This is a genomic window from Ruegeria sp. B10 (genome assembly GCF_056539825.1).
This window is the reverse complement of record NZ_JBQFVP010000005.1, coordinates 268,107-290,061: the sequence shown is the minus strand read 5'-3', so window position 1 is coordinate 290,061 and position 21,955 is coordinate 268,107. Positions and strand designations below refer to the sequence as shown.

Annotated in this window: 19 protein-coding genes; 11 read left to right on the top strand and 8 right to left on the bottom strand. The window is 59.8% G+C overall.

From position 1 onward, the window contains the following. The coding region (locus ACR0J4_RS09460; RefSeq protein WP_480668423.1) for a PLP-dependent aminotransferase family protein at positions 1-652 on the bottom strand (652 nt) is incomplete at its 3' end. Positions 653-774: 122 nt separating this feature from the next. Here ACR0J4_RS09460 and ACR0J4_RS09455 point away from each other — a divergent pair. After that, on the top strand, positions 775-1,581 hold the full coding sequence (locus ACR0J4_RS09455) for an NAD kinase (RefSeq protein WP_170465611.1): 807 nt from the start codon (positions 775-777) through the stop codon (positions 1,579-1,581). 261 nt (positions 1,582-1,842) lie between these two features. Here ACR0J4_RS09455 and ACR0J4_RS09450 read toward each other — a convergent pair whose 3' ends face one another. The 3 genes from ACR0J4_RS09450 to ACR0J4_RS09440 all read right to left on the bottom strand — a co-directional run bounded on the left by ACR0J4_RS09450 (position 1,843) and on the right by ACR0J4_RS09440 (position 7,777). Further along, positions 1,843-3,282: an amidase family protein gene (locus tag ACR0J4_RS09450; RefSeq protein ID WP_170641068.1), complete on the bottom strand. Its 1,440-nt coding sequence runs from the start codon at positions 3,280-3,282 to the stop codon at positions 1,843-1,845. Positions 3,283-3,345: 63 nt separating this feature from the next. Next, on the bottom strand, positions 3,346-5,235 hold the full coding sequence (prpE, locus tag ACR0J4_RS09445) for a propionate-CoA ligase PrpE (protein WP_170747379.1): 1,890 nt from the start codon (positions 5,233-5,235) through the stop codon (positions 3,346-3,348). 268 nt (positions 5,236-5,503) lie between these two features. Next, complete coding sequence (locus ACR0J4_RS09440) at positions 5,504-7,777, bottom strand: NADP-dependent malic enzyme (RefSeq protein ID WP_170641064.1); 2,274 nt, start codon at positions 7,775-7,777, stop codon at positions 5,504-5,506. A 162-nt stretch (positions 7,778-7,939) separates the two neighbouring features. On the opposite strand from ACR0J4_RS09440, the gene ACR0J4_RS09435 reads away from it, so the two are divergent. The 7 genes from ACR0J4_RS09435 to upp all read left to right on the top strand — a co-directional run bounded on the left by ACR0J4_RS09435 (position 7,940) and on the right by upp (position 14,319). Further along, on the top strand, positions 7,940-8,644 hold the full coding sequence (locus tag ACR0J4_RS09435; RefSeq protein ID WP_170641062.1) for a hypothetical protein: 705 nt from the start codon (positions 7,940-7,942) through the stop codon (positions 8,642-8,644). Further along, positions 8,607-9,710 (top strand): cupin domain-containing protein, encoded by a 1,104-nt coding sequence (locus ACR0J4_RS09430; protein WP_170641060.1) that lies wholly within the window; start codon positions 8,607-8,609, stop codon positions 9,708-9,710. The genes ACR0J4_RS09435 and ACR0J4_RS09430 overlap by 38 nt, the downstream gene beginning before the upstream one ends. Positions 9,711-9,794: 84 nt before the next feature. Further along, a complete protein-coding gene (locus ACR0J4_RS09425) occupies positions 9,795-10,187 on the top strand; it encodes a cytidine deaminase (RefSeq protein ID WP_170641058.1) in 393 nt (130 codons plus the stop codon). Positions 10,188-10,191: 4 nt separating this feature from the next. Then, positions 10,192-11,499, top strand: a complete 1,308-nt coding sequence (locus ACR0J4_RS09420; protein ID WP_170641056.1) for a thymidine phosphorylase — start codon at positions 10,192-10,194, stop codon at positions 11,497-11,499. Further along, positions 11,496-12,707, top strand: a complete 1,212-nt coding sequence (locus tag ACR0J4_RS09415) for a phosphopentomutase (RefSeq protein ID WP_170641054.1) — start codon at positions 11,496-11,498, stop codon at positions 12,705-12,707. Before ACR0J4_RS09420 ends, ACR0J4_RS09415 begins: the two co-directional genes overlap by 4 nt. Further along, positions 12,704-13,690 (top strand): adenosine deaminase, encoded by a 987-nt coding sequence (locus ACR0J4_RS09410; RefSeq protein WP_170641052.1) that lies wholly within the window; start codon positions 12,704-12,706, stop codon positions 13,688-13,690. Before ACR0J4_RS09415 ends, ACR0J4_RS09410 begins: the two co-directional genes overlap by 4 nt. After that, on the top strand, positions 13,687-14,319 hold the full coding sequence (gene upp, locus ACR0J4_RS09405; RefSeq protein ID WP_170374268.1) for a uracil phosphoribosyltransferase: 633 nt from the start codon (positions 13,687-13,689) through the stop codon (positions 14,317-14,319). Before ACR0J4_RS09410 ends, upp begins: the two co-directional genes overlap by 4 nt. Before the next feature lie 6 nt (positions 14,320-14,325). Here upp and ACR0J4_RS09400 read toward each other — a convergent pair whose 3' ends face one another. Next, a complete protein-coding gene (locus tag ACR0J4_RS09400; RefSeq protein ID WP_170641050.1) occupies positions 14,326-15,339 on the bottom strand; it encodes a hypothetical protein in 1,014 nt (337 codons plus the stop codon). Positions 15,340-15,477: 138 nt separating this feature from the next. Here ACR0J4_RS09400 and ACR0J4_RS09395 point away from each other — a divergent pair, with 138 nt between their 5' ends. The 3 genes from ACR0J4_RS09395 (at position 15,478) to ACR0J4_RS09385 (ending at position 18,020) form a co-directional block, all read left to right on the top strand. Continuing rightward, on the top strand, positions 15,478-16,413 hold the full coding sequence (locus tag ACR0J4_RS09395; RefSeq protein ID WP_170641391.1) for a DMT family transporter: 936 nt from the start codon (positions 15,478-15,480) through the stop codon (positions 16,411-16,413). Then, complete coding sequence (locus ACR0J4_RS09390) at positions 16,410-17,072, top strand: sulfotransferase family 2 domain-containing protein (protein WP_170641048.1); 663 nt, start codon at positions 16,410-16,412, stop codon at positions 17,070-17,072. The genes ACR0J4_RS09395 and ACR0J4_RS09390 overlap by 4 nt, the downstream gene beginning before the upstream one ends. Before the next feature lie 162 nt (positions 17,073-17,234). Beyond that, positions 17,235-18,020: a Hint domain-containing protein gene (locus tag ACR0J4_RS09385; RefSeq protein ID WP_480668418.1), complete on the top strand. Its 786-nt coding sequence runs from the start codon at positions 17,235-17,237 to the stop codon at positions 18,018-18,020. Positions 18,021-18,062: 42 nt separating this feature from the next. Here ACR0J4_RS09385 and ACR0J4_RS09380 read toward each other — a convergent pair whose 3' ends face one another. The 3 genes from ACR0J4_RS09380 to ACR0J4_RS09370 are packed head-to-tail and all read right to left on the bottom strand — an operon-like array spanning position 18,063 to position 21,950. Further along, positions 18,063-20,264, bottom strand: a complete 2,202-nt coding sequence (locus ACR0J4_RS09380) for a 3-hydroxyacyl-CoA dehydrogenase NAD-binding domain-containing protein (protein WP_170641046.1) — start codon at positions 20,262-20,264, stop codon at positions 18,063-18,065. Then, entirely contained in the window at positions 20,257-20,739 is a 483-nt protein-coding gene (locus tag ACR0J4_RS09375; protein WP_170641044.1) for a cupin domain-containing protein, read from the bottom strand. Before ACR0J4_RS09375 ends, ACR0J4_RS09380 begins: the two co-directional genes overlap by 8 nt. Next, the gene (locus tag ACR0J4_RS09370; protein WP_170465656.1) at positions 20,739-21,950 is read right to left on the bottom strand and encodes an acetyl-CoA C-acetyltransferase; all 1,212 of its coding nucleotides are present in this window, start codon (positions 21,948-21,950) and stop codon (positions 20,739-20,741) included. Before ACR0J4_RS09370 ends, ACR0J4_RS09375 begins: the two co-directional genes overlap by 1 nt. Positions 21,951-21,955 lie beyond the last annotated feature (5 nt).

Here is a 21,955-nt window from a genome sequence, read left to right as displayed (position 1 = left end):
CGGCCACCAGACCGGCGAAATGCGCCATGTCCACGTGCAAATAGGCGCCGACCATGTCGGCGATCTCGCGCATGCGGGCAAAGTCGATCTGGCGCGGGATAGCCGAGCCGCCTGCGATGATCAGCTTGGGGTTATGCTCCTTGGCCAGCGCCTCAACCTGATCATAGTCCAGCATGTTGTCTTCTTTGCGCACGCCGTATTGCACGGCGTTGAACCATTTGCCCGACTGGTTCGGGCGGGCACCGTGGGTCAGGTGACCACCGGCATCCAGCGACATACCCAGAATGGTGTCACCGGGCTGGATCAGCGCCTGGAAAACACCCTGGTTCGCCTGGCTGCCCGAGTTCGGCTGCACGTTGGCGAAACCGCAACCAAACAGCTCTTTCGCGCGGTCGATGGCCAGGTTCTCGGCAATGTCGACGAACTGGCAGCCGCCATAGTAGCGACGACCGGGGTAGCCTTCGGCGTATTTGTTGGTCATCACCGAGCCCTGCGCTTCCATAACGGCGGCAGAGACGATGTTTTCCGACGCGATCAGCTCGATCTCGTCGCGCTGACGGCCCAGCTCGGACGTGATCGAACCGAAAAGCTCAGGATCACGGTCCGACAAAGACTGGGTGAAAAAACCGGTGTCACGGAGATTGGCGTTCATGATAGCTCCACATGTCTGGGGTATTGCTTGCGGATTTCCTATCGGAAACCCTACCGAGGCAACAGCTTTAAAGCGACGAATTGCACGGCGTGGGCGTCAACTCTGGCCTATTGGGGAAAGGTATGTTTGTTTCGGAACCAAATGTGCAGCACCGGAAACCGGAAAAAATGAAAAAGAGAATCGCTTTTCTCGCAAGCGAGGCTGATGTCGCGCAATCAGCCCGCGAGGTCCTGGTCGCCAAATACGGAAACGCCGCGCCGCGCGATGCGGATGTGGTGGTGGCGCTGGGTGGCGATGGGTTCATGCTGCGCACGCTCAAGAACATGCAGCACCTCGATGCGCCGGTATACGGGATGAACCGTGGGACAATCGGGTTCCTGATGAACACCTATTCTGACACTGATCTCTTGGAACGTCTCGATGACGCCGAGGTGGAGGTCATCAATCCTCTGGCCATGCGCGCCATGGATCAATCCGGGAAACTGCATGAGGCGCTGGCGATTAACGAAGTGTCACTGTTGCGCGCGGGTCCGCAAGCGGCGCGTTTGAAGATCAGCGTCGATGGCCGAGAAAGGATGGGAGAGCTTGTCTGTGACGGCGCGCTTCTGTCTACGCCTGCGGGATCGACCGCGTATAACTATTCGGCCCATGGTCCGATTTTGCCGATCGGGGCGGATGTGTTGGCCCTGACCGCGATTGCTGCATTTCGACCCCGTCGGTGGCGCGGGGCCTTGCTGCCCAAAACCGCAACAGTTCGCATCGACGTGCTGGATGCCGATAAACGCCCGGTGATGGCCGATGCCGATTCTATTTCCTTTCCAGACATTGATTGGGTCGAAATCTGCTCGGAATCCGAGATCACCCATCGCATTCTTTTCGACCCCGGACATGGCCTTGAAGAGCGCCTGATTTCTGAACAATTCACTTAGAATTTCGTCAGTTTTGAAAAATAATTTTTTCTTGTGTGAACAAGTTCACATGCGGGTGAGCATGCAATAGGTAATGTGATCTTGCCTGGAGAACACGCTTAGGTGGGAGTGAGTGGCCACCAAACAGCGTTTTCGACATACTTGCGCATTTTTTGCGCTGGCGAGGGTGGGTGGTGCCACGCTCGTTATCTGAAATCCAGGCATATTTAAGCAAGCGGACCCCGGGCACAAAAACCCGGGGTCGATTTTTTTTGGGGGGGGTTAGTCGGAGCGGGTCATCCGCTCCCAAAGAGGTTTGCACATCTGCCCGACCCGCGCCTCGATCGCCGCCGCCGCATCGACTGCTAGATCTTCTCGCCAACGACGCGCTGCGATCTGAACATTGATGGGCTGTAGGCCGTTGGACAATTCTGCCAGTCTTGACGGAACGCAGGCGGCAGGCAGGCCAAGGAAGTTCATCGCATAGGAATAGACCGCGCAGCCCAGAACCTCATGCACGCCCTCGGCCCCTTCGGTGTCGCGGTCCGGTTTGAAAAAGGGTTGAGGCAGGAACGGGGACAGGACGAGGGGGTAGTCTTCCATAAACAGCGACCATTCACGGGCATAGTGGCTGCGTTTGGCGAGCATTCGCAGCAGTTCAGTCTCCACGATAGGTGGGAATTCCTGAAAATAGACCTCGAAGATATCCTGGATGGTTTGGGAACCGGCCGCCTGGATATCGGATTTCAACAAGGTCAGAACCTCGCCCATCAATGTGCGGTATCCGATGCGACCGCATGCGAAGACATCTGGGGGATCGACCTCGTCGACCTGATAGCCCGCATCGACCAGCGCGTCGCGCGCAGTGTCCAGCGCCTTTTCGACCTCTGTATGAAGGGCGTATCCGAATGTGTTCTTGGTAAAGGCCACTTTGATCGGAGCGTCCAGAGCCTCACCCTGCCATGGCAGAGGAACATGAAACGGGTCGCGCGGGTCCGAGGCGATCAGGCTGGGCATCGACAGGGACAGGTCGGCTGCGGATCGCGTGATCAGGCCCTGAACGGACATGGATTGGGCGAGTATTCCGCGCTCGGCCGTTTGGCTGGGGTTCCAGGCGGGGACGCGACCAAGGCCGGGTTTGACTGTCACCGCCCCGTTGGCGGCAGCCGGAAACCTGAGGCTTCCGCCAATGTCGTTTCCATGCGCCAAAGCGCCAATCCCGGCCATGACGGCCGCCCCGGCACCGCCCGACGACCCTCCGGCTGAGATATGACGCCCCCAAGGGTTATGCGTGCGCCCATAAAGCGGATTATCGGTGTCGGCGCGGAAGGAAAACTCGGGCGTGTTGGTCCGGCCAATAACGATTGCCCCGGCATTCTGAAGGTTTGATACAACAGGCGCGTCATCAGGGGCGATAACATCTTTCAGCGCCACGACCCCGTTTGTCGTCGCGTGGCCCTTTTGATCGACATTGATCTTGATGGTTATCGGCACCCCGTGCAGCGGTCCGGTCGGTGCCCCTGCTGCCCGTGCTTGATCCAAGGCGCGCGCGCGTTGCAAGGCCTGCTGGCTCAGATCCTCGACCACAGCATTCAGATCGGGATTGACGGCATTCATGCGAGAGATGGAGGATGCAACGGCGTCCTCGGCACTCAGGTCACCGTTGCGGGTCAGGGTGGTCAGCTCAGTGGCGCTGAGTTGCCAGATTTTGCTTTGAGTCATGGGCCCTCACTGTCTTAGAAAGACAGTAAGGGGCCTATTTCAGGTTGCAAGAGGGGGGCCGCGCTACTGAGCGTAGCCAATTGTCTGCAACGCGTCCTTGATCTCGTCCAAGATGGCGGGATCGTCGATGGTCGCGGGCATCTTGTACTCTTTGCCATCGGCAATCGAAACCATGGTGCCCCGCAAGATCTTGCCCGAGCGGGTCTTGGGCAGGCGGTCTACAACCACGGCCAGTTTAAATGCAGCCACAGGGCCGATTTTGTCTCGGACCATCTTGACGACTTCGTTCGACACCTCGGTATGGTCACGGTCGGCACCGGTATTCAGACAAAGGAAACCCACCGGCATTTGACCTTTCAACTGATCCGACACCCCGATCACCGCGCACTCGGCCACGTCGGGATGGGCGGCCAGGACCTCTTCCATCCCGCCGGTCGACAGGCGGTGACCCGCGACGTTGATCACGTCATCGGTGCGCGCCATGATATAGAGGTAACCGTCCTCGTCGATCATGCCCGCATCGCCGGTCTCATAGTAGCCGGGGAAGTGGTTCAGGTACGAGCTTTTGAACCGCTCTTCGGCGTTCCAAAGCGTTGGCAAAGTGCCCGGAGGCAGCGGCAGCTTGACCGCAATCGCGCCCAGCTCACCCGGTTTCAGCGGATGGCCGCCTTCGTCAAGGATTTGCACGTCGTAGCCGGGCATCGGCTTGGCCGGAGATCCCAGTTTGATGGGCAGTTCCTCGATCCCCAGCGGGTTGCCTGCAATGGCCCAACCGGTCTCGGTCTGCCACCAGTGGTCGATGATCGGAACGTTCAGCGCATCCTGCGCCCAGGTGATGGTATCGGGGTCGGCGCGTTCACCTGCGAGATACATGGCGCGCAGACCGGACAGGTCGTATTTCCCAATCAGCTCACCCTTGGGGTCTTCACGCTTGACGGCGCGGATCGCGGTGGGGGCTGTGAAGAAACTGCGCACGTTGTGTTCGGAGATCACCCTCCAGAAGGTGCCCGCGTCGGGTGTGCCAACGGGTTTGCCCTCGAACACGATGGTGGTGTTGCCGTGGATCAGCGGGGCGTAGCAGATGTAGGAGTGCCCAACGACCCAACCCACATCCGATGCGGCCCAGAACACATCACCCGGATCGACATTGTAGATATTCTTCATCGACCAGTGCAGCGCCACCAGATGCCCGGCGGTCGGACGCACAACGCCTTTGGGCGCGCCCGTGGTGCCTGAGGTATAGAGGATATAGGCCGGATCATTGCCCGCGACCGGCACGCATTCGGCAGGTTCGACGCCGTATTGGAAGCCATGCCAGTTGAAGTCGCGGCCTTCGATCAGCTGTGCCACTTCCTGTTCGCGCTGGAAGATGACGCAGAACTCGGGCTTGTGGCTGGCTAGGTCGATGGCGCCGTCCAGCAGAGGTTTATAGTGAACCACGCGACCAGGCTCCAACCCGCAGGAGGCGGCGATGATGGCCTTGGGTTTGGCATCGTCGATCCGCACGGCAAGTTCGTTGCTGGCAAAGCCGCCGAACACCACCGAATGCACGGCGCCCAGACGGGCGCAGGCCAGCATCGCCTCAAGCGCTTCCGGGATCATCGGCATGTAGATGATGACGCGGTCGCCCTTTTCAACGCCCTTTGCGCGCAGCGCACCGGCCAGCGTTGCTACCCGGTTGCGAAGTTCGACATACGAGATTTCGCGCTTGGTATGGGTGATCGGGCTGTCATAGATTATGGCTGTCTGTTCGCCGCGCCCGTTTTCCACATGGCGGTCGACGGCGTTCCAGCAGGTATTGACCTGCGCATCGCTGAACCATTCATACAGAGGGGCGTTGTCGGCAAACAGGGCTTTGCTGGGGGCCGAGATCCAATCAATGCCTTTGGCGGCGTCCATCCAGAACGCCTCGGGGTCGTTTTTCCAGCCATCGTAAACGTCTTGATATGCCATCAGGCCCTCCTCCCAAAATCACTGCAATTGTTGTTAGGCAGCGATAGGGCAGTGGGCAAGCGGCGCGAGTGACGGCGCGTCAGTTTATCGCAAAATATTTGCAGGATGGCCAAAAAAAGCCTGCAAATTTTTGCAAACCTCAAGATTTTATGGAATTTAGCAGGTTGAAAATATGATTTTGCAAACCTGCAAATTTATGAGTGCAAAGGGTATTGGTTGAGTCGGACAGCCAGACACCCACAGGATGTCTGGCGTTGATCCACCCGCTCTAGCCGTAGTGGGTTACGGGCGTGCCCGCGATTGCTGCCATGTTCAGCAGCCCCCTTGAGGTGATCGAAGGTGTCACGATATGTGCCTTGTTGCCCATGCCCATCAGGATCGGGCCTACTTCGATTCCGTCGGCTTTCATCTTCAAAACGTTGCGCACGCCGCTTGCGGCATCTGCATGCGCGAAGATCAGGACATTCGCGGCACCTTCAAGGCGTGAGGCGGGGAAAATACGTTCGCGCAGTTCTGGGTTGAGGGCCGTGTCCAGGTTCATCTCGCCTTCATAGGTGAAGTCGCGTGGTTCGCTGTCCAGAATGGCAATTGCCTCACGCAGTCGCTTGCCCGAGCCTTCGGCCTGGTTGCCGAATTGCGACTGCGAGCAAAAGGCAATCTTCGGCTCAAGCCCGAAACGCCGCACGTGGCGGGCTGCGCCCAGGGTGATCTCAGCAAGTTCTGCGGGATTTGGCAATTGCCTTACATGAGTGTCGGCAATGAATAGAGGGCCGTCTTCGAGAATCATCAACGACAATGCCCCGTGTGGGCGCAGGTCAGGGGTGCCCAGAACCTGTTCGACGTAATTCAAATGCCAGCGGTATTCGCCGAACGTGCCGCAGATCATGCTGTCGGCTTCGCCGCGATGAACCATGATAGCGCCAATCGCGGTGGAATTCGTGCGCATGATCGCCTTGGCCAGATCGGGGGTGACGCCGCGGCGCTGCATGATCTGGTGGTATGAGTTCCAGTAGTCGTAGTAGCGCGGATCGTTTTCCGGGTTCACAATCTGCAGATCCTTGCCGGGACGGACGACCAGGCCGAGACGCTCACAGCGGGCTTCGATCACTTCGGGGCGGCCAATCAGGATCGGAGTTTCGGTCGTTTCCTCAAGGATGGCCTGTGCAGCGCGCAATACACGTTCATCCTCGCCCTCGGCGAAGACGATCCGGCGGCTTGAGGCTGCGGCGGCCTCGAACACGGGGCGCATAAGAAGGGCAGATTTGAAGACGGTCTGGTTCAGCTTTTCCTTGTAGGCCTCAAGGTCGTCGATCGGACGTTTGGCAACGCCGCTCTCCATTGCGGCCTTGGCGACCGCCGAAGATACGATCCCCACAAGGCGTGGATCGAAGGGTTTAGGGATCAGGTAGTCCGGGCCAAACGTCAGTTGCTCACCCTTGTAGGCAGCGGCGGCCTCGGCGCTTGTGGTGGCGCGGGCCAATTCGGCAATGCCTTCGACGCAGGCAATCTGCATCTCGTCATTGATCTCGGTTGCGCCGACATCCAATGCGCCGCGGAAGATGAATGGAAAACATAGCACGTTATTGACTTGATTGGGAAAATCGCTGCGTCCGGTCGCGATGATCGCATCAGGCGCGACTTCACGCGCGGCTTCGGGCAGGATTTCGGGCGTCGGGTTGGCCAGAGCGAAGATGATCGGGCGGTCAGCCATTTTCTCGACCATCTCGGGCGTCAGAACATTTGGGCCGCTTAGGCCCAGAAACAGATCGGCCCCACCAATCACGTCGTCCAAGGTGCGTAGGTCGGATTTCTGGGCGAACTGATCTTTGTGCGGATTCATATCCTCGGCGCGACCCTCATAGACCAGCCCGTGAATATCGCACAGCCAGATATTCTCGCGCTTGACGCCAAGTTTGACCAGCATGTTGAGGCAGGCGATCCCGGCCGCTCCACCGCCGGTCGAAACGATTTTTATTTCCTCGAACTTCTTGCCGGCGACGTGCAATGCATTGCGGGCCGCGGCCCCGACAACAATTGCGGTTCCGTGCTGATCGTCGTGAAAAACGGGGATGTTCATGCGCTCGCGACACAGCTTTTCGACGATGAAGCAATCGGGGGCTTTGATGTCTTCAAGGTTGATTGCGCCGAAGGTCGGTTCCAGAGCGCAGACGACATCGGCTAGTTTTTCGGGGTCGGGCTGGTCGACCTCGATGTCGAAGCAGTCGATCCCGGCGAATTTCTTGAAAAGGACGGCTTTGCCTTCCATCACCGGTTTCGAGGCGAGGGCACCGATATTGCCTAGACCTAGAACAGCCGTTCCGTTCGACACGACGGCCACAAGGTTGCCGCGTGCGGTATAGTGTTCCGCGTTCGAGGGGTCGGCCTTGATCTCAAGACTGGCCTCGGCCACGCCCGGCGAATAGGCGCGGGCCAGATCCCGGCCGTTTGCCATCGGCTTCGTGGCCTTGATTTCAAGCTTTCCGGGCTTGGGATGAGCGTGATAGTCAAGCGCGGCCTGCCGCAAGCTGGGTGTGTCAGACATCGGCGGTAAAGCTCCCTTCAAAATTTGATTTAGCCTTAAACTATTTTTTTCGACTTGGCTATGCCGCGTCTGAAGCTTGGCAAAACCCGACCGTTTCCTTGATTAATTGTCGCAAAATTTTTACAAACCGCAAACTTCTGCGAATTGCTCTGAGACCCCAAAATGCCCAACGACCTCAAAATGACATCTTCCGAGGTGTTCTCGCCATCCCGCTTCCGCTTTGGGGTGGACCGGTTCTGGTTCTGGGCTGCGCTGGGCGTTGCGGCTTTGATCCTCGGGTGTATCGCCTTGTTCCCCTTGCAGGCTGAGGTGTTCAATCAGGAAGGCGGATTGATCGAGACGATCTCGGCGGCTTGTTTGTTGATGGCTGGCGTTGTGGCCTTGGTCAAATATCGAGGGCTCGCGCGGCTTTACATCGGCGTAGGGTGCCTGCTGCTGGCCGAGCGTGAGCTTGAGGCGGATATTTACGCCGAAGGCTCTGTGCCATTCGCGGTGCTAAGCGGCTTGGACGGTCTGCTGGACATGACGCTCGTGCGTGTCGCCCTGGCGGTGGTCGTGCTGGGGGGTGTGCTGTGGCACGGCATTCCCAACGCGTGGCGGGCGGTCAGAGTTCAGGCGCCGTTCCTTGCGATCTTTGTGCTTGCCGGGGTGGCCGCAGTTGTGGCGCAGGGGCTCGAAGAAATCTCGGGCCTGTATGAGGCCACGATGTCCTCGGTTATGAAGACGCGGCTGTTTGTTCTGGAAGAAACGCTCGAGATGTATTTTTCGATTGGCATTCTGGCGTCGGTTCTGATCGGATGGCCGAAAGAACCGACTGACGAGAGCTTACATGACCCAGACAGCGCACGCGGCGAGCACCCGCGCTGAAATCCGTTTGCCTACGCAAGAATTGCGCGACGATATTCCGTTCTACACCAAGGTTTTGGGGATGCAGATGGATATGATCTATCCTGCTGACGATCCTCGAACTGCCGTTTTTTCCGGCCATGGCCTAAGGGTGCGGATCGAGAAGGATGCACCCGAAACCCCCGGCACTTTACGTATTCTGACCGAGAACCCTGAGGGTTTTGCCAATGGGGATCGGGTTCTGGTAGCTCCGAATGGAACGCGTATCGAAATCGAGGACCTCGATCCCCCTCTGGTGATGCCCGAAACGGTGCATTCCTTTGTCGTGCGCAGGCTCAAGGACCAAGCGCCGTGGATCATTGGACGGGCCGGGATGCACTATCGCGATCTGGTGCCGGATCGTTTGGGCGGGTCAATCATTGCCAGTCATATTCGCATCCCCGATGGCGGCCCTGTGCCGGATATGGTGCATTTCCATAAGGTCGGGTTTCAGCTGATCTTCTGCATACACGGCTGGGTTGATGTCGTTTACGAAGATCAGGGCGACAAATTGCGCCTGACCGCCGGTGATTGCTTCATCCAACCGCCGGAAATCCGCCACCGCGTGCTGGAAGCCTCGGACAATGTGCAGGTGATCGAGATCGGCGTTCCGGCCGAACATGTCACCGAAATTGATCACGAGATGGAACTGCCGACGCCGCATCTGCGCCCCGACCGGGAATGGCAGGGGCAACGCTTTGTTTACAATCAGGCGAAAGATGCGGATTGGGTGCCGTTCCGACTGCCGGGTTATATCTGCCGCGACACCACGATTGCCGAGAACACCAAAGGGGTCGCCGGTGTTCAGGTCGTCCGGCGCGGGCAGGGTGATCCGGTCTGGGCCAGCCACGACACCGACATCCATTTCACCTTCGTCATGAGCGGAGAGGTCACTCTGGAGGGCGAAGGCCGTGATCCCTATCAACTAGAGCAAGGGGATGCTTTTGTGATACCACCGGGGATGCGCACACGCTTGTCGCAGCCCTCTGACGATGTTGAACTGCTCGAGGTGACGTTGCCGGGGGTGTTCAAGACGGCGCTGGAATAAATGCGCGGCGGGGCTTCTATTCGCCCCTCGTTTTCCGGTAGGGTCTGAATTTCTGACCAACTGATCAAAAAATGGGGAATCGCCATGTCGCTTAAAGATGCCGCCTTGAAGGTTCGCGAAAACGCCCATGCGCCTTATTCGAACTTCAAGGTGGGCGCGGCGATTCTGTCGGGATCAGGGACGCTCTATGTTGGATGCAACGTAGAGAACGTGGCCTATCCCGAAGGCACCTGTGCCGAGGCGGGCGCAATTGCCGCCATGGTCGCCTCGGGCGAGACCGAGCTGGCCGACGTCTATGTCGTTGCCCAAAGCCCGCAGCCGGTGCCGCCTTGTGGTGGCTGCCGTCAGAAACTGGCCGAGTTCGGCGCGCGGGATGTGAAGGTCACCTTGGCGACAACCGACGGCGCCGAGCTGGAAACCACGATCGGACAGCTTTTGCCCGGCGCATTTGACGCCTCGCACATGCAGGACAGCTGACCGCATGGATGCCCGTTCGATCATCGTTAAACTGCGCCGCAGCGAAGTGCCCACCGGGCCAGAGCTTGCGTGGTTTGCCCAAGGTCTGGCCGATGGCAACGTCAGTGACGCGCAGGCTGGGGCCTTTGCGATGGCCGTCTGCATGGGCGGGCTGGGTGCGCAGGGACGTGCCGACCTGACCGTCGCGATGCGAGACAGTGGTGACGTGCTGCGCTGGGATCTGGATGGCCCGGTCATCGACAAACACTCCACGGGCGGTGTTGGTGATTGCGTCAGCCTGATCTTGGCTCCGGCTCTGGCCGAATGTGGGGCTTATGTGCCCATGATCTCGGGCCGTGGCTTGGGCCATACGGGCGGTACGCTGGACAAGCTTGAGGCGATTCCGGGCGTCACCACGCAGATCGGGCAGGAGCGTCTGGCGCAGGTATTGCGCGACACCGGGGCTGCGATTGTCGGCGCAACGGGGCAGATCGCGCCTGCGGACAAGCGTCTCTATGCGGTGCGGGATGTGACGGCGACGGTGGAAAGCCTCGATCTGATCACGGCCTCGATCCTGTCCAAGAAACTTGCGGCAAGTCCCGATGCGCTGGTACTGGATGTCAAAACCGGCAGCGGTGCGTTCATGAAGACGCTTGAAGACGCGCGCGAGCTGGCTCAGGCGCTGACCGCAACTGCTAACGCTGCCGGCTGCCGAACCTCCGCCGTCATCACCGATATGAACCAACCTCTGGCCTCGGCACTGGGCAACGCCTTGGAGGTGGCCGAGGTCATGAAGGTCCTGACCGAAGGGTGCACGTCTCCTCTGGCCGAAATCTCTGCCGAGTTGGGCGGGGTGTTGCTGGCGGATGCAGGTATCTCTGAAACAGTGGATCAGGGCCGCGCCAAAATCGCCGAGATCATCCGGGATGGCCGCGCCGCAGAACGGTTTGGTCGCATGATGGCCGCCGTTGGAGGCCCGGTGCAATTTGTTGAGACGTGGTCTCGGTTCCTGCCCGAAGCCAGCGTGATCACCGAGGTTCCATCACCGCGCGACGGATACATCACGGCCATTGACGGCGAAGCCTTGGGGCTGGCCGTGGTGGCTCTTGGCGGTGGACGTCAAGTGGAAAGCGATATGGTCGACCCGGCGGTGGGTTTGTCAAACATGGTACGGCTAGGCGAGCGGGTCACCAAGGGCGCGCCTTTGGCCGCTGTTCACGCGGCGCGCGAGGACGCGGCGGCTCAGGCGACCCAGAGCGTATTGGCGGCGATAACGATCGCTGATGCTCCGGTTGCCGTGCCCGATCTGGTGCATGAAAGGATCATGGCATGAGCCGCGCCTTTCTCGTCGTGATGGACTCGGTCGGTATCGGCGGAGCACCTGATGCAGGCGCGTTCTTCAACGGGGATGTGCCTGACACCGGGGCCAACACACTGGCCCATGTCGCGCAAGCCTGTGCCGAGGGGCGGGCTGAGGACGGGCGCAGCGGCCCGCTTGCATTGCCTCATCTGGATGCGCTGGGTCTGGGTGCTGCGACGCGACTGGCCTCGGGCGACACAACGCCGGGGTTGGCGGCTCAACCGACTGGCCTGTGGGGATGCGCGCGCGAACTGTCGCCGGGCAAGGATACACCCTCGGGCCATTGGGAAATGGCGGGGCTGCCCGTGCCGTGGGACTGGCACTATTTTCCTGACACACAGCCCGCATTTCCTCCCGATCTGAGCCAAGCAGCAGCGCAAGCTGCGGGGACCGAGGGTATTCTGGGCGATTGCCACGCATCCGGAACGGCCATCATTGCCGAGCTTGGGGCCGAGCATATGCGCACCGGCTGGCCGATCTGCTACACGTCCGCCGACAGCGTGTTCCAGATCGCCGCGCATGAGGAGAGCTTTGGTCTCGATAACCTGCTTGCGATGTGCCGAGCACTCGCGCCGCGTCTGCATGAGATGAAGGTGGGCCGTGTCATCGCACGCCCCTTCGTCGGCTCTCCTAATGCCGGGTTCACCCGCACAACGAACCGCAAGGACTTTGCCATCTTGCCGCCCGCGCCTGTTCTGACGAACTGGGTTCAGGACGCAGGCCGCCGCGTGCACGCCGTTGGCAAGATCGGAGACATCTTCTCCATGCAGGGCATCGACACGCTGCGCAAAGGCTCCGACGCCGAATTGATGCGGCACCTGTCCGACCTGGTGGATCAGGCCGAGGATGGCAGCCTGAGTTTTGCCAATTTCGTCGAATTCGATAGCCTCTACGGTCATCGTCGCGATATCAGCGGCTATGCTCGTGCGCTGGAGTGGTTTGACCGGGAAATCGGAGCCATCCTGCCTAAGCTGCGCCCGGATGACATGCTGATAGTGACGGCGGATCACGGCAATGACCCCAGTTGGATCGGCACCGACCACACGCGCGAGCAAGTGCCGGTTTTGGTGGCCGGAAAGGGGTCAGGCCAACTCGGTCAGATCCATTTCGCCGATGTTGCCGCCAGCATCGCCCATCACCTGAACGTACCGGCGCAAGGGCCGGGAAAGAGCTTTCTATGAGTGTCGCAGACCTTCCAAAAATCGAATTGCACCTGCACCATGAGGGTGCCGCGCCGCCCGCATTCATCCGGCAATTGGCGCATGAAAAACGCATCGATCTGAGCGGCATCTTCAAGCCCGACGGCGGCTACGACTTCCGCGACTTCGCCCATTTCCTCAGCGTCTATGAGGCCGCGTGTGAGGTCCTCAAATCGCCGGAGGATTTCCGCCGCCTTACCCTGGCGATCCTTGCGGAAAGCGCCGCCAATGGGGTGGTATATTGCGAGAGTTTCCTCAGCCCCGATTTTTGCGGCGGTGGCGATCTGAACGCGTGGCGCGACTATCTGAACGCCATTCAGGACGCCGCCGATGAGGCCGAGCGCAAGTTCGATATCACTCTGCGCGGCGTGGTCACCTGTGTTCGCCATTTCGGCCCGGATCAGGCCAAGATCAGCGCCCGCTGCGCTGCGGAAACCGCAGGCGATTGGATCACCGGTTTCGGTATGGGCGGCAATGAATCCATCGGCACTCAGGGCGAATTCAAATGGGCCTTCGATTGCGCCCGTGAGGCCGGTTTGCGCCTGACCACCCATGCAGGTGAGTTCGGTGGCCCCGACAGCGTGCGTGATGCAGTTCGTGACTTGGGTGTTGAACGTATCGGCCACGGCGTTCGCGCCATTGAAGACCCCGATCTGGTGCATGAACTGGTCGACCTGGGCGTCACGCTTGAGGTCTGCCCAGGATCAAACGTGGTTCTGGGTCTCTACCCGGATTTCGCCGCGCATCCGATTGCGCGGTTGCGCGACGCCGGGGCGAAAGTCACCGTTTCCACGGATGATCCGCCATTTTTCCATACCACTATGCGGCGCGAGTATGAGATGTTGCAGGCAGCCTTCGATTGGGGTGCCGAAGACTTTGCAGCCCTGAATGAAACGGCCCTGAACGCGGCCTTTTGCGATGAAGACACCCGCGCGCGGGTCAAGAAAAGACTGGAGAACACATGAGCGAACACCTGACCGTCGTTGACCACCCGCTGGTGCAGCACAAGCTGACGCTCATGCGGGACAAGGGAACCTCAACTGCCGAATTCCGTCAGTTGCTGCGGGAAATCACCCTGTTGCTGGCCTATGAGGTGACTCGCGAGCTTAAGCTGACCACCCGTCATATCGAAACTCCGATGGAGGAGATGGACGCGCCGATTCTGGCTGGCAAGAAGCTTGCACTGGTCTCGATCCTGCGCGCCGGGAACGGGATGCTGGACGGGGTGCTGGAACTGATCCCCTCGGCCCGTGTGGGGTTCGTCGGGCTTTACCGCGACGAAGAAACGCTTAAGCCCGTTCAGTATTACTTCAAAGCGCCAGAGGGCTTGAAAGACCGGTTGGTCATCGCAGTTGACCCGATGCTGGCCACGGGCAACAGCTCGGCCGCAGCGATCGATCTGCTGAAAGAGGCGGGCGCGACCGAGATCCTGTTCCTCTGCCTGTTGGCGGCACCAGAAGGGGTTGCCCGCATGAAAGAGGCCCATCCGGACGTGCATATCGTCACTGCCGCGCTGGATCGTGAGCTGAACTCGAAAGGCTATATAATGCCCGGCCTCGGCGATGCCGGAGACCGTATGTTCGGCACCAAATAAGCCCGATTACTCGCTGCAGATGTTTTGAAGCTGGACCCAATCGCGGTCCGGCAGCACCTGTTCCAGTGTGCGTCCTGCCATCGGGTCGGCCTCGATCAGGCCAAGAACCGTTTCCCCGGTCACATCCCGCGCGTAGGCATATGGGGTCGAGGGCAGGGCGGTCTGTGCAAAAACTGCCAGCAGTGCCTCATCTGTCAGAGACGGACGGGGTTCCGAAAGGACTTGCTCGGTATAGCTGTCGACGATCTCGGGCGTCAGGCCTCCGGTCGTCAGCAGACGAAAGGCCGAGGAGGCGCCGGTTCGGTCCAGAACATCATCCAACGGGTCTTGTGCCGCGATACGGGCGCGCTCGGCGATGACATAGCCAGCGGCCACGGCGGGGTCTTCGTGATCTTCGACCAACGCCCGGTTCAACAAGACCGTCCCGCCCGGCAGGCTGAGGCTGTCCTGCACCCCGGCGGGCAGGATGATGATCTGCCGCACGCCCGTGCGCTTGGCCAGACGATCCAAGGAGGCCTGCGCATCGCGTGAGGCACAGGCCCGCCCCGAAACCCGCTCGATTCGTTTCAGAATCTCGTCGCCGATGTCCTGCCGTTTGACCTCGGGCACGACCGAGACCACGTGGTTTTGCAGGGCCCCGGGCAACCAAAGCAGCAACACCGCCAGCACAGCGGCGACGACGCCTGCGACGCTAAACCAGCGCAACCGACCGGGATGCGGGCGCGCGCGGTCGATGGCGCGTTGCAGCCGGTCGATGGCCTCAAGCATGGTCTTTTCGCTTTCGGCCAGTTCCAGCGTTTCGTCCGGGTCGCCATCAGGGTTGAAAATCGCAGGGAAACTACCCGGATTCTGCCGCTCCAACGCGGCCAGAGACCAGTGCGTCAGCGCCCGGTCATTAAAATCCGAGATCGTCAGGGTCGCCTCACCGATTGAGACCACAACCTCGCGCCGCTGTTCATCGGGCGAGGAGCGCCACAGACCGGTGGCTTCGATCCGCTGATACTGTTTCAGGGCCGTCATCTGGATTGGGCTGCTCGTGTTTTTCTTTTGCCAAAGCATAGCATGTGGAAATCGCGGGGCGCAAACCTGTTGCGCAGGCTTTCAGAAATATGCTGGATGGCACAAGCGCTGTTGCGCGCATCTAACCCGAGGCAGGACATGCAGCCAGGCAAAGAAACGCTCCCCTTTTTGGCCTCAGTGCTGATGGTCTCGGCAATGGCCATTCTTGGTGTGATCGACAACGTGGTGATCCTGCTGGCCGAAACCATCGGGCTGTGGCAGTTCCACCTCAGCCGTGCCGTTTTGATGTTGCCTCTGATCATCGGGCTGTCCCTATTGGGTTTGGGAAGTCTGCGGCCAAAACGGCTGCGATTTGTCTTGCTGCGCAGCGTTCTGATCGCGACGGGCATGCTGTTCTATTTCGCCTCGCTGGCGTTGATGCCGATTGCTCAGGCCCTGGCGGGCTTGTTCACCTCGCCGATGTTCGTGCTGTTGATATCGGCGCTGGGCTTAAAACAGGTCATCGGACCATGGCGCATCGGCGCGGTTCTACTGGGGTTCGTGGGCATCCTGTGTGTGTTGCAACCCAACCCAACTGAGTTCGACGTAAGGACCTTTTTGCCGGTTGTCGGAGGGTTCTTCTACGCGCTCAGCGTGATCGTAACGCGGACTTATTGCTCGGATGAAAGCACAGTCGCCCTTCTGGCCAACAACATGCTTGTTCTGGGCGTTGCCGGGGCCATCGGCTTGATCGTTTTTACCGCCTTTCCCGCGTTCGGACCCGACGGTCCCGAAGGTTTTGTGACCCGTGGTCTGGTCCTCGATATGCGCGCTGCCTTGCCATGGGTCGCAATACAGGCCGTCGGATCAACCGTGGCTGTTTTCATGATGATCAAAGCCTATCAGGTCGGAGAGCCCTCATTCGTTGCCGTGTTCGAATATTCGATCATGATCTTCGGCCCTCTGTTCGCATGGGTTGCCCTTGGACAGACGATAGGAGTGATGCAGATCTTTGGCATCGGCCTGATCGCAACAGCCGGCGCACTTCTGGGCTGGAGAGCTAGGCGCGCGACCCCTGAGCAGGAGGTGGCATGATCATCTCTCACGGCCGCCGTTATGTGTTTGTGCACATGCCCAAGACGGGGGGAACTTCACTGGCCTTGGCGTTGGAGCAGCGGGCCAAGAGGGATGACATCCTGATCGGAGACACGCCCAAGGCCCTGAAACGGCGGCGCCGCGCCAAGGAACTGACCGCGCGGGGGAGGCTGCACAAACACGCGACGCTTGCGGATATCGACGGGGTGTTGCCAGAGGGTGAACTTGAGGCAATGTTTGCCTTCACGCTGGTCCGCAACCCGTGGGATCGCATGGTCAGCTATTACCACTGGCTGCGCTCTCAGAGCTTCGCGCATGAGGCTGTCACCCTGTCGCAGCAATTGGCATTCGAGCCCTTTGTCCTGCATCCAACCATTCGTCGCTCATTTCAGGATCATCCCGCGCGGCGCTACATGACCCGCGCGGATGGGGTTGAACAGTGCCAGTTGTTCATACGGTTGGAGCAGTTCGAGCAGGACGCGCAGCCCCTGTTTCGCCATCTGGGGTTTGAGGTGGAATTGCCCCATCTCAATCCCTCGGACCGGCAGTCGGACTATCGGGCATACTATTCCGACAGGTCCGCCCAATCCGTGGCAGAAGCCTGCGCAGAAGACATCGAGAGATTCGGCTACGCCTTTGACGCAACGTCCGGCTCATAGTTTCCGATTAGTCGATAAACCCACTCCTGCAATGCTTTCTGTCGCGAAAAACCCCTCGTTTTAACCCAAATTAGGCGTAAATACGGCCAAACTAAGACGGAAAACCGCTGCGTCTGCTATCTCTTGAGATGTGAGTATTTGTGCCAAAAGGGGGTTCGGCACGTGTTGGAAGTAGTGAGTTTTTCGGATGTTTCCGAGTATCATGACGATGCGGATCTGCCAGTTGCGCTGGACGCAGTGTCATCGCGCAGAGGGGGGTTCCTGCACGGAACCAAAATCGCGACCACCAGTGGATGGAAGCTGATTGAACGTATCGCCGCTGGTGATCTGGTTCGAACGTTGGATCACGGTTTCAAAGAGGTCCGCAGGGTCTCGACCAGTTGGGTCAATATCCCGGCAGGTGAGAGACGATCAGCCCATCTACCCATCTTTGTGCCTGCGCGGGCGGCCTATAATGGGCGCGCGGTTTGGTTGATGCCGGAACAGGGCGTCGCTCTGGATCGCGGCAAACTGGACCTGACGGATCAAGGTGTAACAGTGTTGCCTGCGCGGGTATTGGACGGGGCCTGTCGGTTGTCCTCGCAATCTCCGGGATCGTCGTTCGAGGTCACGACACTGTTTTTCGATCAGGACGAGGTGATCTATATCGAGGGTGGTTTGCAGGCCTATTGCCCTTCGGGGCGCTTCAGTCGCACGTCTGGTCAGGCAAAAGAGTATGCGGTGGCTGACGAAGACGCTGCCGCTGCGTTGGTCGGAGCGCTTGCTGCAAGTGGTGAGATTTCGGCACTGGCGAACCCATTGGGCGCTTTGCCTGCTCCGATCCCGACGGATCCGATTTTCCCTATCCGCCCTGCGGCGGGTATTCGCAGGCCCGGGCGGCCGGGTCGACCGAATGCACCGGTTCTGTTTCTCCGGCCTGAATGGCAAACCGCTCCGGCTGTTCAGTAAGGAAGACGCAGGCGCAAGGGGAGTTGCGCCTGCGTCGTTGTTTTAGGCGGCTTTGGCGTCCGGGTTGAACCGGCCATAGAAGCTCTGATCTTTTTCAGCCATTTCACGCAGCAGGGGCGGGCAGGCAAAACGCTCTCCGTAAGCCTCGGCCAGTTGATCGCAACGCTCGGCTGCGTAGGGCGTGCCGATAATGTCCAGCCAGCTGAGCGGACCACCGGACCAAGGCGCAAAGCCCCAACCCAGGATCGCGCCCACGTCGCCTTCACGGATGTCTTCCAGAACACCTTCTTCCAGCGCACGGACCGCTTCCAGAACCTGTGCGAACATCAGACGTTCCTGCACTTCGATCAGATCAGGCTGCTCAGCGGCCAGGGGGTACTTGTCCTGCAGGCCCTTCCAATATTCGACGCGCTTGCCCTTTTCGTCATAGTCGAAGAAGCCTGCATTGGCCTTGCGACCCAGACGGCCCTGTTCCTCCATCCAGAAGATCAGATCGTCCGAGGGGCTTTCGGGATAGGCATTGCCCATCGCCGCCTTGGTCGCGCGCGCAATCTTGGCACCCAGATCAATCGAAGTTTCGTCGGTCAGCTGGATCGGTCCCACCGGGAAGCCTAGTTGACGCGCCGCGTTGTCGATTAGGATCGGGCTGACGCCCTCGGTGATCATGCGCGCACCTTCGTTGATATAGGGGATGATGCAGCGGTTGGCGTAGAAGAAGCGCGCATCGTTGACCACGATCGGCGTCTTCCGGATCTGGCGCACATAGTCCAGAGCCTTGGCGACGGCGCGATCACCAGTTTCCTTGCCCTTGATGATCTCGACCAGGAACATCTTCTCAACCGGCGAGAAGAAGTGGATGCCAATGAACTGCTCGGGCCGGACCGAGGCCTTCGCCAGATCGGTGATCGGCAGGGTCGAAGTGTTCGAGGCAAAGATGCAATCCTCGGGGATGATCGCCTCGACCTTTTTGGTCATATCGGCCTTGACGCCGGGGTCTTCGAACACGGCCTCGATGATCAGATCGCAGCCTTTCAGATGCTCCAGATCAGGGGTGGCGGTGATCTGCGCCAGCAGGGCCTCTTTCTTCTCAGCCGTGGCTTTGCCGCGCTTGATGCCCTTGTCCATATAGCTTTCGGAATAGGCCTTGCCCTTGTCGGCGGCAGCCTGATCACGGTCGACCAGAACAACCTCCATCCCGGCCTGCGCCGAGACCAGAGCGATACCCGCACCCATCATGCCAGCGCCCAGAACACCGACCTTTTTCACGCGCTGATCAGCCACATCTTTGGGGCGGACCGCGCCTTTCTCCAACGCTTCCTTGTTCAGGAACAGCGACCGGATCATGGCCGACGAGGAGGGGTTCATCAGAACGTTGGTGAACCAACGGGCCTCGATCTTCAGGGCAGTGTCGAAGTCGACCAGCGCCCCTTCGTAGATTGAGCTCAGCAGAGCCTTGGCCGCCGGGAAGGCGCCTTGGGTCTTGCCATTCACCATCGCGTTGGCGCCGACGAAGGTCATGAAGCCAGCAGGGTGGTAGGGCGCGCCGCCGGGCATTTTGTAACCCTTCGCGTCCCAAGGCTTGACCAGATCGGCGTCCTTGGCGTTCAGAACCCATTCCTTGGCGGCTGCGACCGGATCGTCCGAAACATCGTCGATCAGCTGGGCGCCCTTGGCTTTCTTCGGGTCCATCATCTTGCCTTCCAACAGAACCGGAGCGGCCGCCATCGCACCAACCATACGGCTATAGCGCATGGTGCCGCCGCCGCCGGGGAAGATGCCCAGCAGAATCTCGGGCAGGCCGATCTTTGCCTTGGCATTCGAGGTCATGACACGGTGATGACAGGCCAGCGCGATCTCGGTCCCGATCCCGGCGCATGTGCCGTTGATGGCGCAGGCGATCGGCTTGCCGCCCTTCTTGGTCTTGGGGTCCATACCCGCAAGCTCCATCTTGCGCAGGATGTGGTGGCCGCCCATTACAAAATCGAACAGCGCCTGCGCCGGTTCATCACCGGCCTCCTGACGGATGGTCGCTAACGTGTTCAGGTCCATGCCGCCAGCAAACGAGCCTTCTTTGCCCGAGGTGATAACGATCCCCTTGATCTCATCATCGTTCAGGGCCTGATCGATCAGCTGGCTGACCTCCTGAAAGGCCTCGCGGGTCAGAACGTTCATGGATTTGCCCTGGGCGTCCCAGGTGACAAAAGCGACGCCGTCTGCGTCTTTGGTCAGAGTGAAATCAGTCATTGTCATCTCCAATCTGGTCAGCCGTCAGCGGGCTGCCGTCTTTCCGGGTGAAGGTGTTCCCGTCGTCCTTCACCATCATGTCTAAGTCGCTGTAAATACAGGTCTCTGTCGGGGTCCGTGTGCCCACCACCAGAAAACTCGCGGGCGCGTCGGTTCGATTCACAAGGTGATGGCCGTTGGCCTCACCTGCAGGCCAAGCGGCGCAGTCACCGGGCAGCATCTCATGCTCACCATCGTCATCGATCAGCACGCATTTGCCGCTGAGCATAATGGCAAACTCGTCCTGCTCCATGTGGTAATGGCGCAGCGAGGACAAAGCCTGCGGTTCCAGCCGTACGATGTTAACCCCGAACTGGGTCAGCCCGCCCGCATCTCCGACGCCCTGATTGAAGCGGCCTCCGACCGCCTCGGCCAGTTTGCCGGGATAAGACGAGCCACCCTTGAACGGGATCTGAGAGAGATCCAGCTTGGGCATCAGACCCGCTCGATAATGGTTGCCGCACCCATGCCGGACGCGATGCAGAGCGTGGCCAAACCGGTTTCCTTGTCCTGACGCTCCAGCTCATCCAGCAGCGTGCCGATGATCATCGCACCGGTAGCACCCAGCGGGTGACCCATCGCGATCGAGCCGCCATTGACGTTTACCAGCGCCGGATCGACGTCGAACGCCTGCTGGAAGCGCAGCACGACCGAGGCGAAAGCTTCGTTCACTTCGAACAGATCCAGATCGCTGATCTTCATGCCGTTGTCAGCAAGGATCTTCTCGGTCACCGGAACCGGGCCGGTCAGCATGATGGTCGGGTCGGTGCCGATCTTCGCAGTTGCTTTGATGCGGGCACGTGGCTTGAGGCCGTATTTCTCACCAAATTCCTTGTTGCCGATCAAAACAGCGGCCGAGCCGTCCACAATGCCCGAGCTGTTGCCCGCGTGGTGGATGTGGTTGATCCGCTCCAGATGCGGGTATTTCAGCATCGCTACTTTGTCGAAGCCTGGCATTTGCTCACCCATCATCTGGAAGGACGGGTTCAACGCGCCGAGGCTCTGCATGTCAGTGCCGGGGCGCATATATTCGTCGCGATCCAGAATGGTCAGGCCGTTCTGGTCTTTGATGGTTATGACCGACTTCTCGAACCGGTTGTCTTCCCAAGCCTCTGCCGCGCGTTTCTGAGACTCAACGGCCAGTGCATCGGCATCGTCGCGGCTGAACCCATACTCGGTCGCGATGATGTCGGCTGAGATGCCCTGCGGAACGAAATAGGTGTCCATTGCCAGCGTCGGGTCTACAGCAATCGCGGCACCGTCGCTGCCCATGGCCACGCGGCCCATCATCTCAACACCGCCAGCGATATAAGCTTCGCCTGCGCCGCCTTTGACCTGGTTCGCGGCCAGGTTCACGGCTTCCATGCCCGAGGCGCAGAAGCGGTTGATCGCAAGACCGGGGATCGACTGGTCGAGGTCAGAGGCCAGAACCGCCGAGCGCGCCAGACAGCCGCCTTGCTCCATGACTTGGGTGACGTTGCCCCAAATCACATCCTCAACGGCGTGGCCTTCGAGGTTGTTGCGTTCCTTGATCGCGTTCAGGGTCAAGGCGGACAGGCGCACCGAGGTTACCTCGTGCAGGCTGCCATCCTTACGGCCCTTGCCGCGCGGAGTGCGCAGGGCGTCATAAATGTAAGCTTCGGTCATGGGTC

Excerpts from the sequence above, each read along its gene's own strand:
- ACR0J4_RS09455 (WP_170465611.1), top strand. The coding sequence starts at position 775 with ATGTTTGTTTCGGAACCAAATGTGCAGCACCGGAAACCGGAAAAAATG.
- ACR0J4_RS09450 (WP_170641068.1), bottom strand. The coding sequence starts at position 3,282 with ATGACTCAAAGCAAAATCTGGCAACTCAGCGCCACTGAGCTGACCACC.
- prpE (WP_170747379.1), bottom strand. The coding sequence starts at position 5,235 with ATGGCATATCAAGACGTTTACGATGGCTGGAAAAACGACCCCGAGGCG.
- ACR0J4_RS09440 (WP_170641064.1), bottom strand. The coding sequence starts at position 7,777 with ATGTCTGACACACCCAGCTTGCGGCAGGCCGCGCTTGACTATCACGCT.
- ACR0J4_RS09435 (WP_170641062.1), top strand. The coding sequence starts at position 7,940 with ATGCCCAACGACCTCAAAATGACATCTTCCGAGGTGTTCTCGCCATCC.
- ACR0J4_RS09430 (WP_170641060.1), top strand. The coding sequence starts at position 8,607 with ATGACCCAGACAGCGCACGCGGCGAGCACCCGCGCTGAAATCCGTTTG.
- ACR0J4_RS09425 (WP_170641058.1), top strand. The coding sequence starts at position 9,795 with ATGTCGCTTAAAGATGCCGCCTTGAAGGTTCGCGAAAACGCCCATGCG.
- ACR0J4_RS09420 (WP_170641056.1), top strand. The coding sequence starts at position 10,192 with ATGGATGCCCGTTCGATCATCGTTAAACTGCGCCGCAGCGAAGTGCCC.
- ACR0J4_RS09415 (WP_170641054.1), top strand. The coding sequence starts at position 11,496 with ATGAGCCGCGCCTTTCTCGTCGTGATGGACTCGGTCGGTATCGGCGGA.
- ACR0J4_RS09410 (WP_170641052.1), top strand. The coding sequence starts at position 12,704 with ATGAGTGTCGCAGACCTTCCAAAAATCGAATTGCACCTGCACCATGAG.
- upp (WP_170374268.1), top strand. The coding sequence starts at position 13,687 with ATGAGCGAACACCTGACCGTCGTTGACCACCCGCTGGTGCAGCACAAG.
- ACR0J4_RS09400 (WP_170641050.1), bottom strand. The coding sequence starts at position 15,339 with ATGACGGCCCTGAAACAGTATCAGCGGATCGAAGCCACCGGTCTGTGG.
- ACR0J4_RS09395 (WP_170641391.1), top strand. The coding sequence starts at position 15,478 with ATGCAGCCAGGCAAAGAAACGCTCCCCTTTTTGGCCTCAGTGCTGATG.
- ACR0J4_RS09390 (WP_170641048.1), top strand. The coding sequence starts at position 16,410 with ATGATCATCTCTCACGGCCGCCGTTATGTGTTTGTGCACATGCCCAAG.
- ACR0J4_RS09380 (WP_170641046.1), bottom strand. The coding sequence starts at position 20,264 with ATGACTGATTTCACTCTGACCAAAGACGCAGACGGCGTCGCTTTTGTC.
- ACR0J4_RS09375 (WP_170641044.1), bottom strand. The coding sequence starts at position 20,739 with ATGCCCAAGCTGGATCTCTCTCAGATCCCGTTCAAGGGTGGCTCGTCT.
- ACR0J4_RS09370 (WP_170465656.1), bottom strand. The coding sequence starts at position 21,950 with ATGACCGAAGCTTACATTTATGACGCCCTGCGCACTCCGCGCGGCAAG.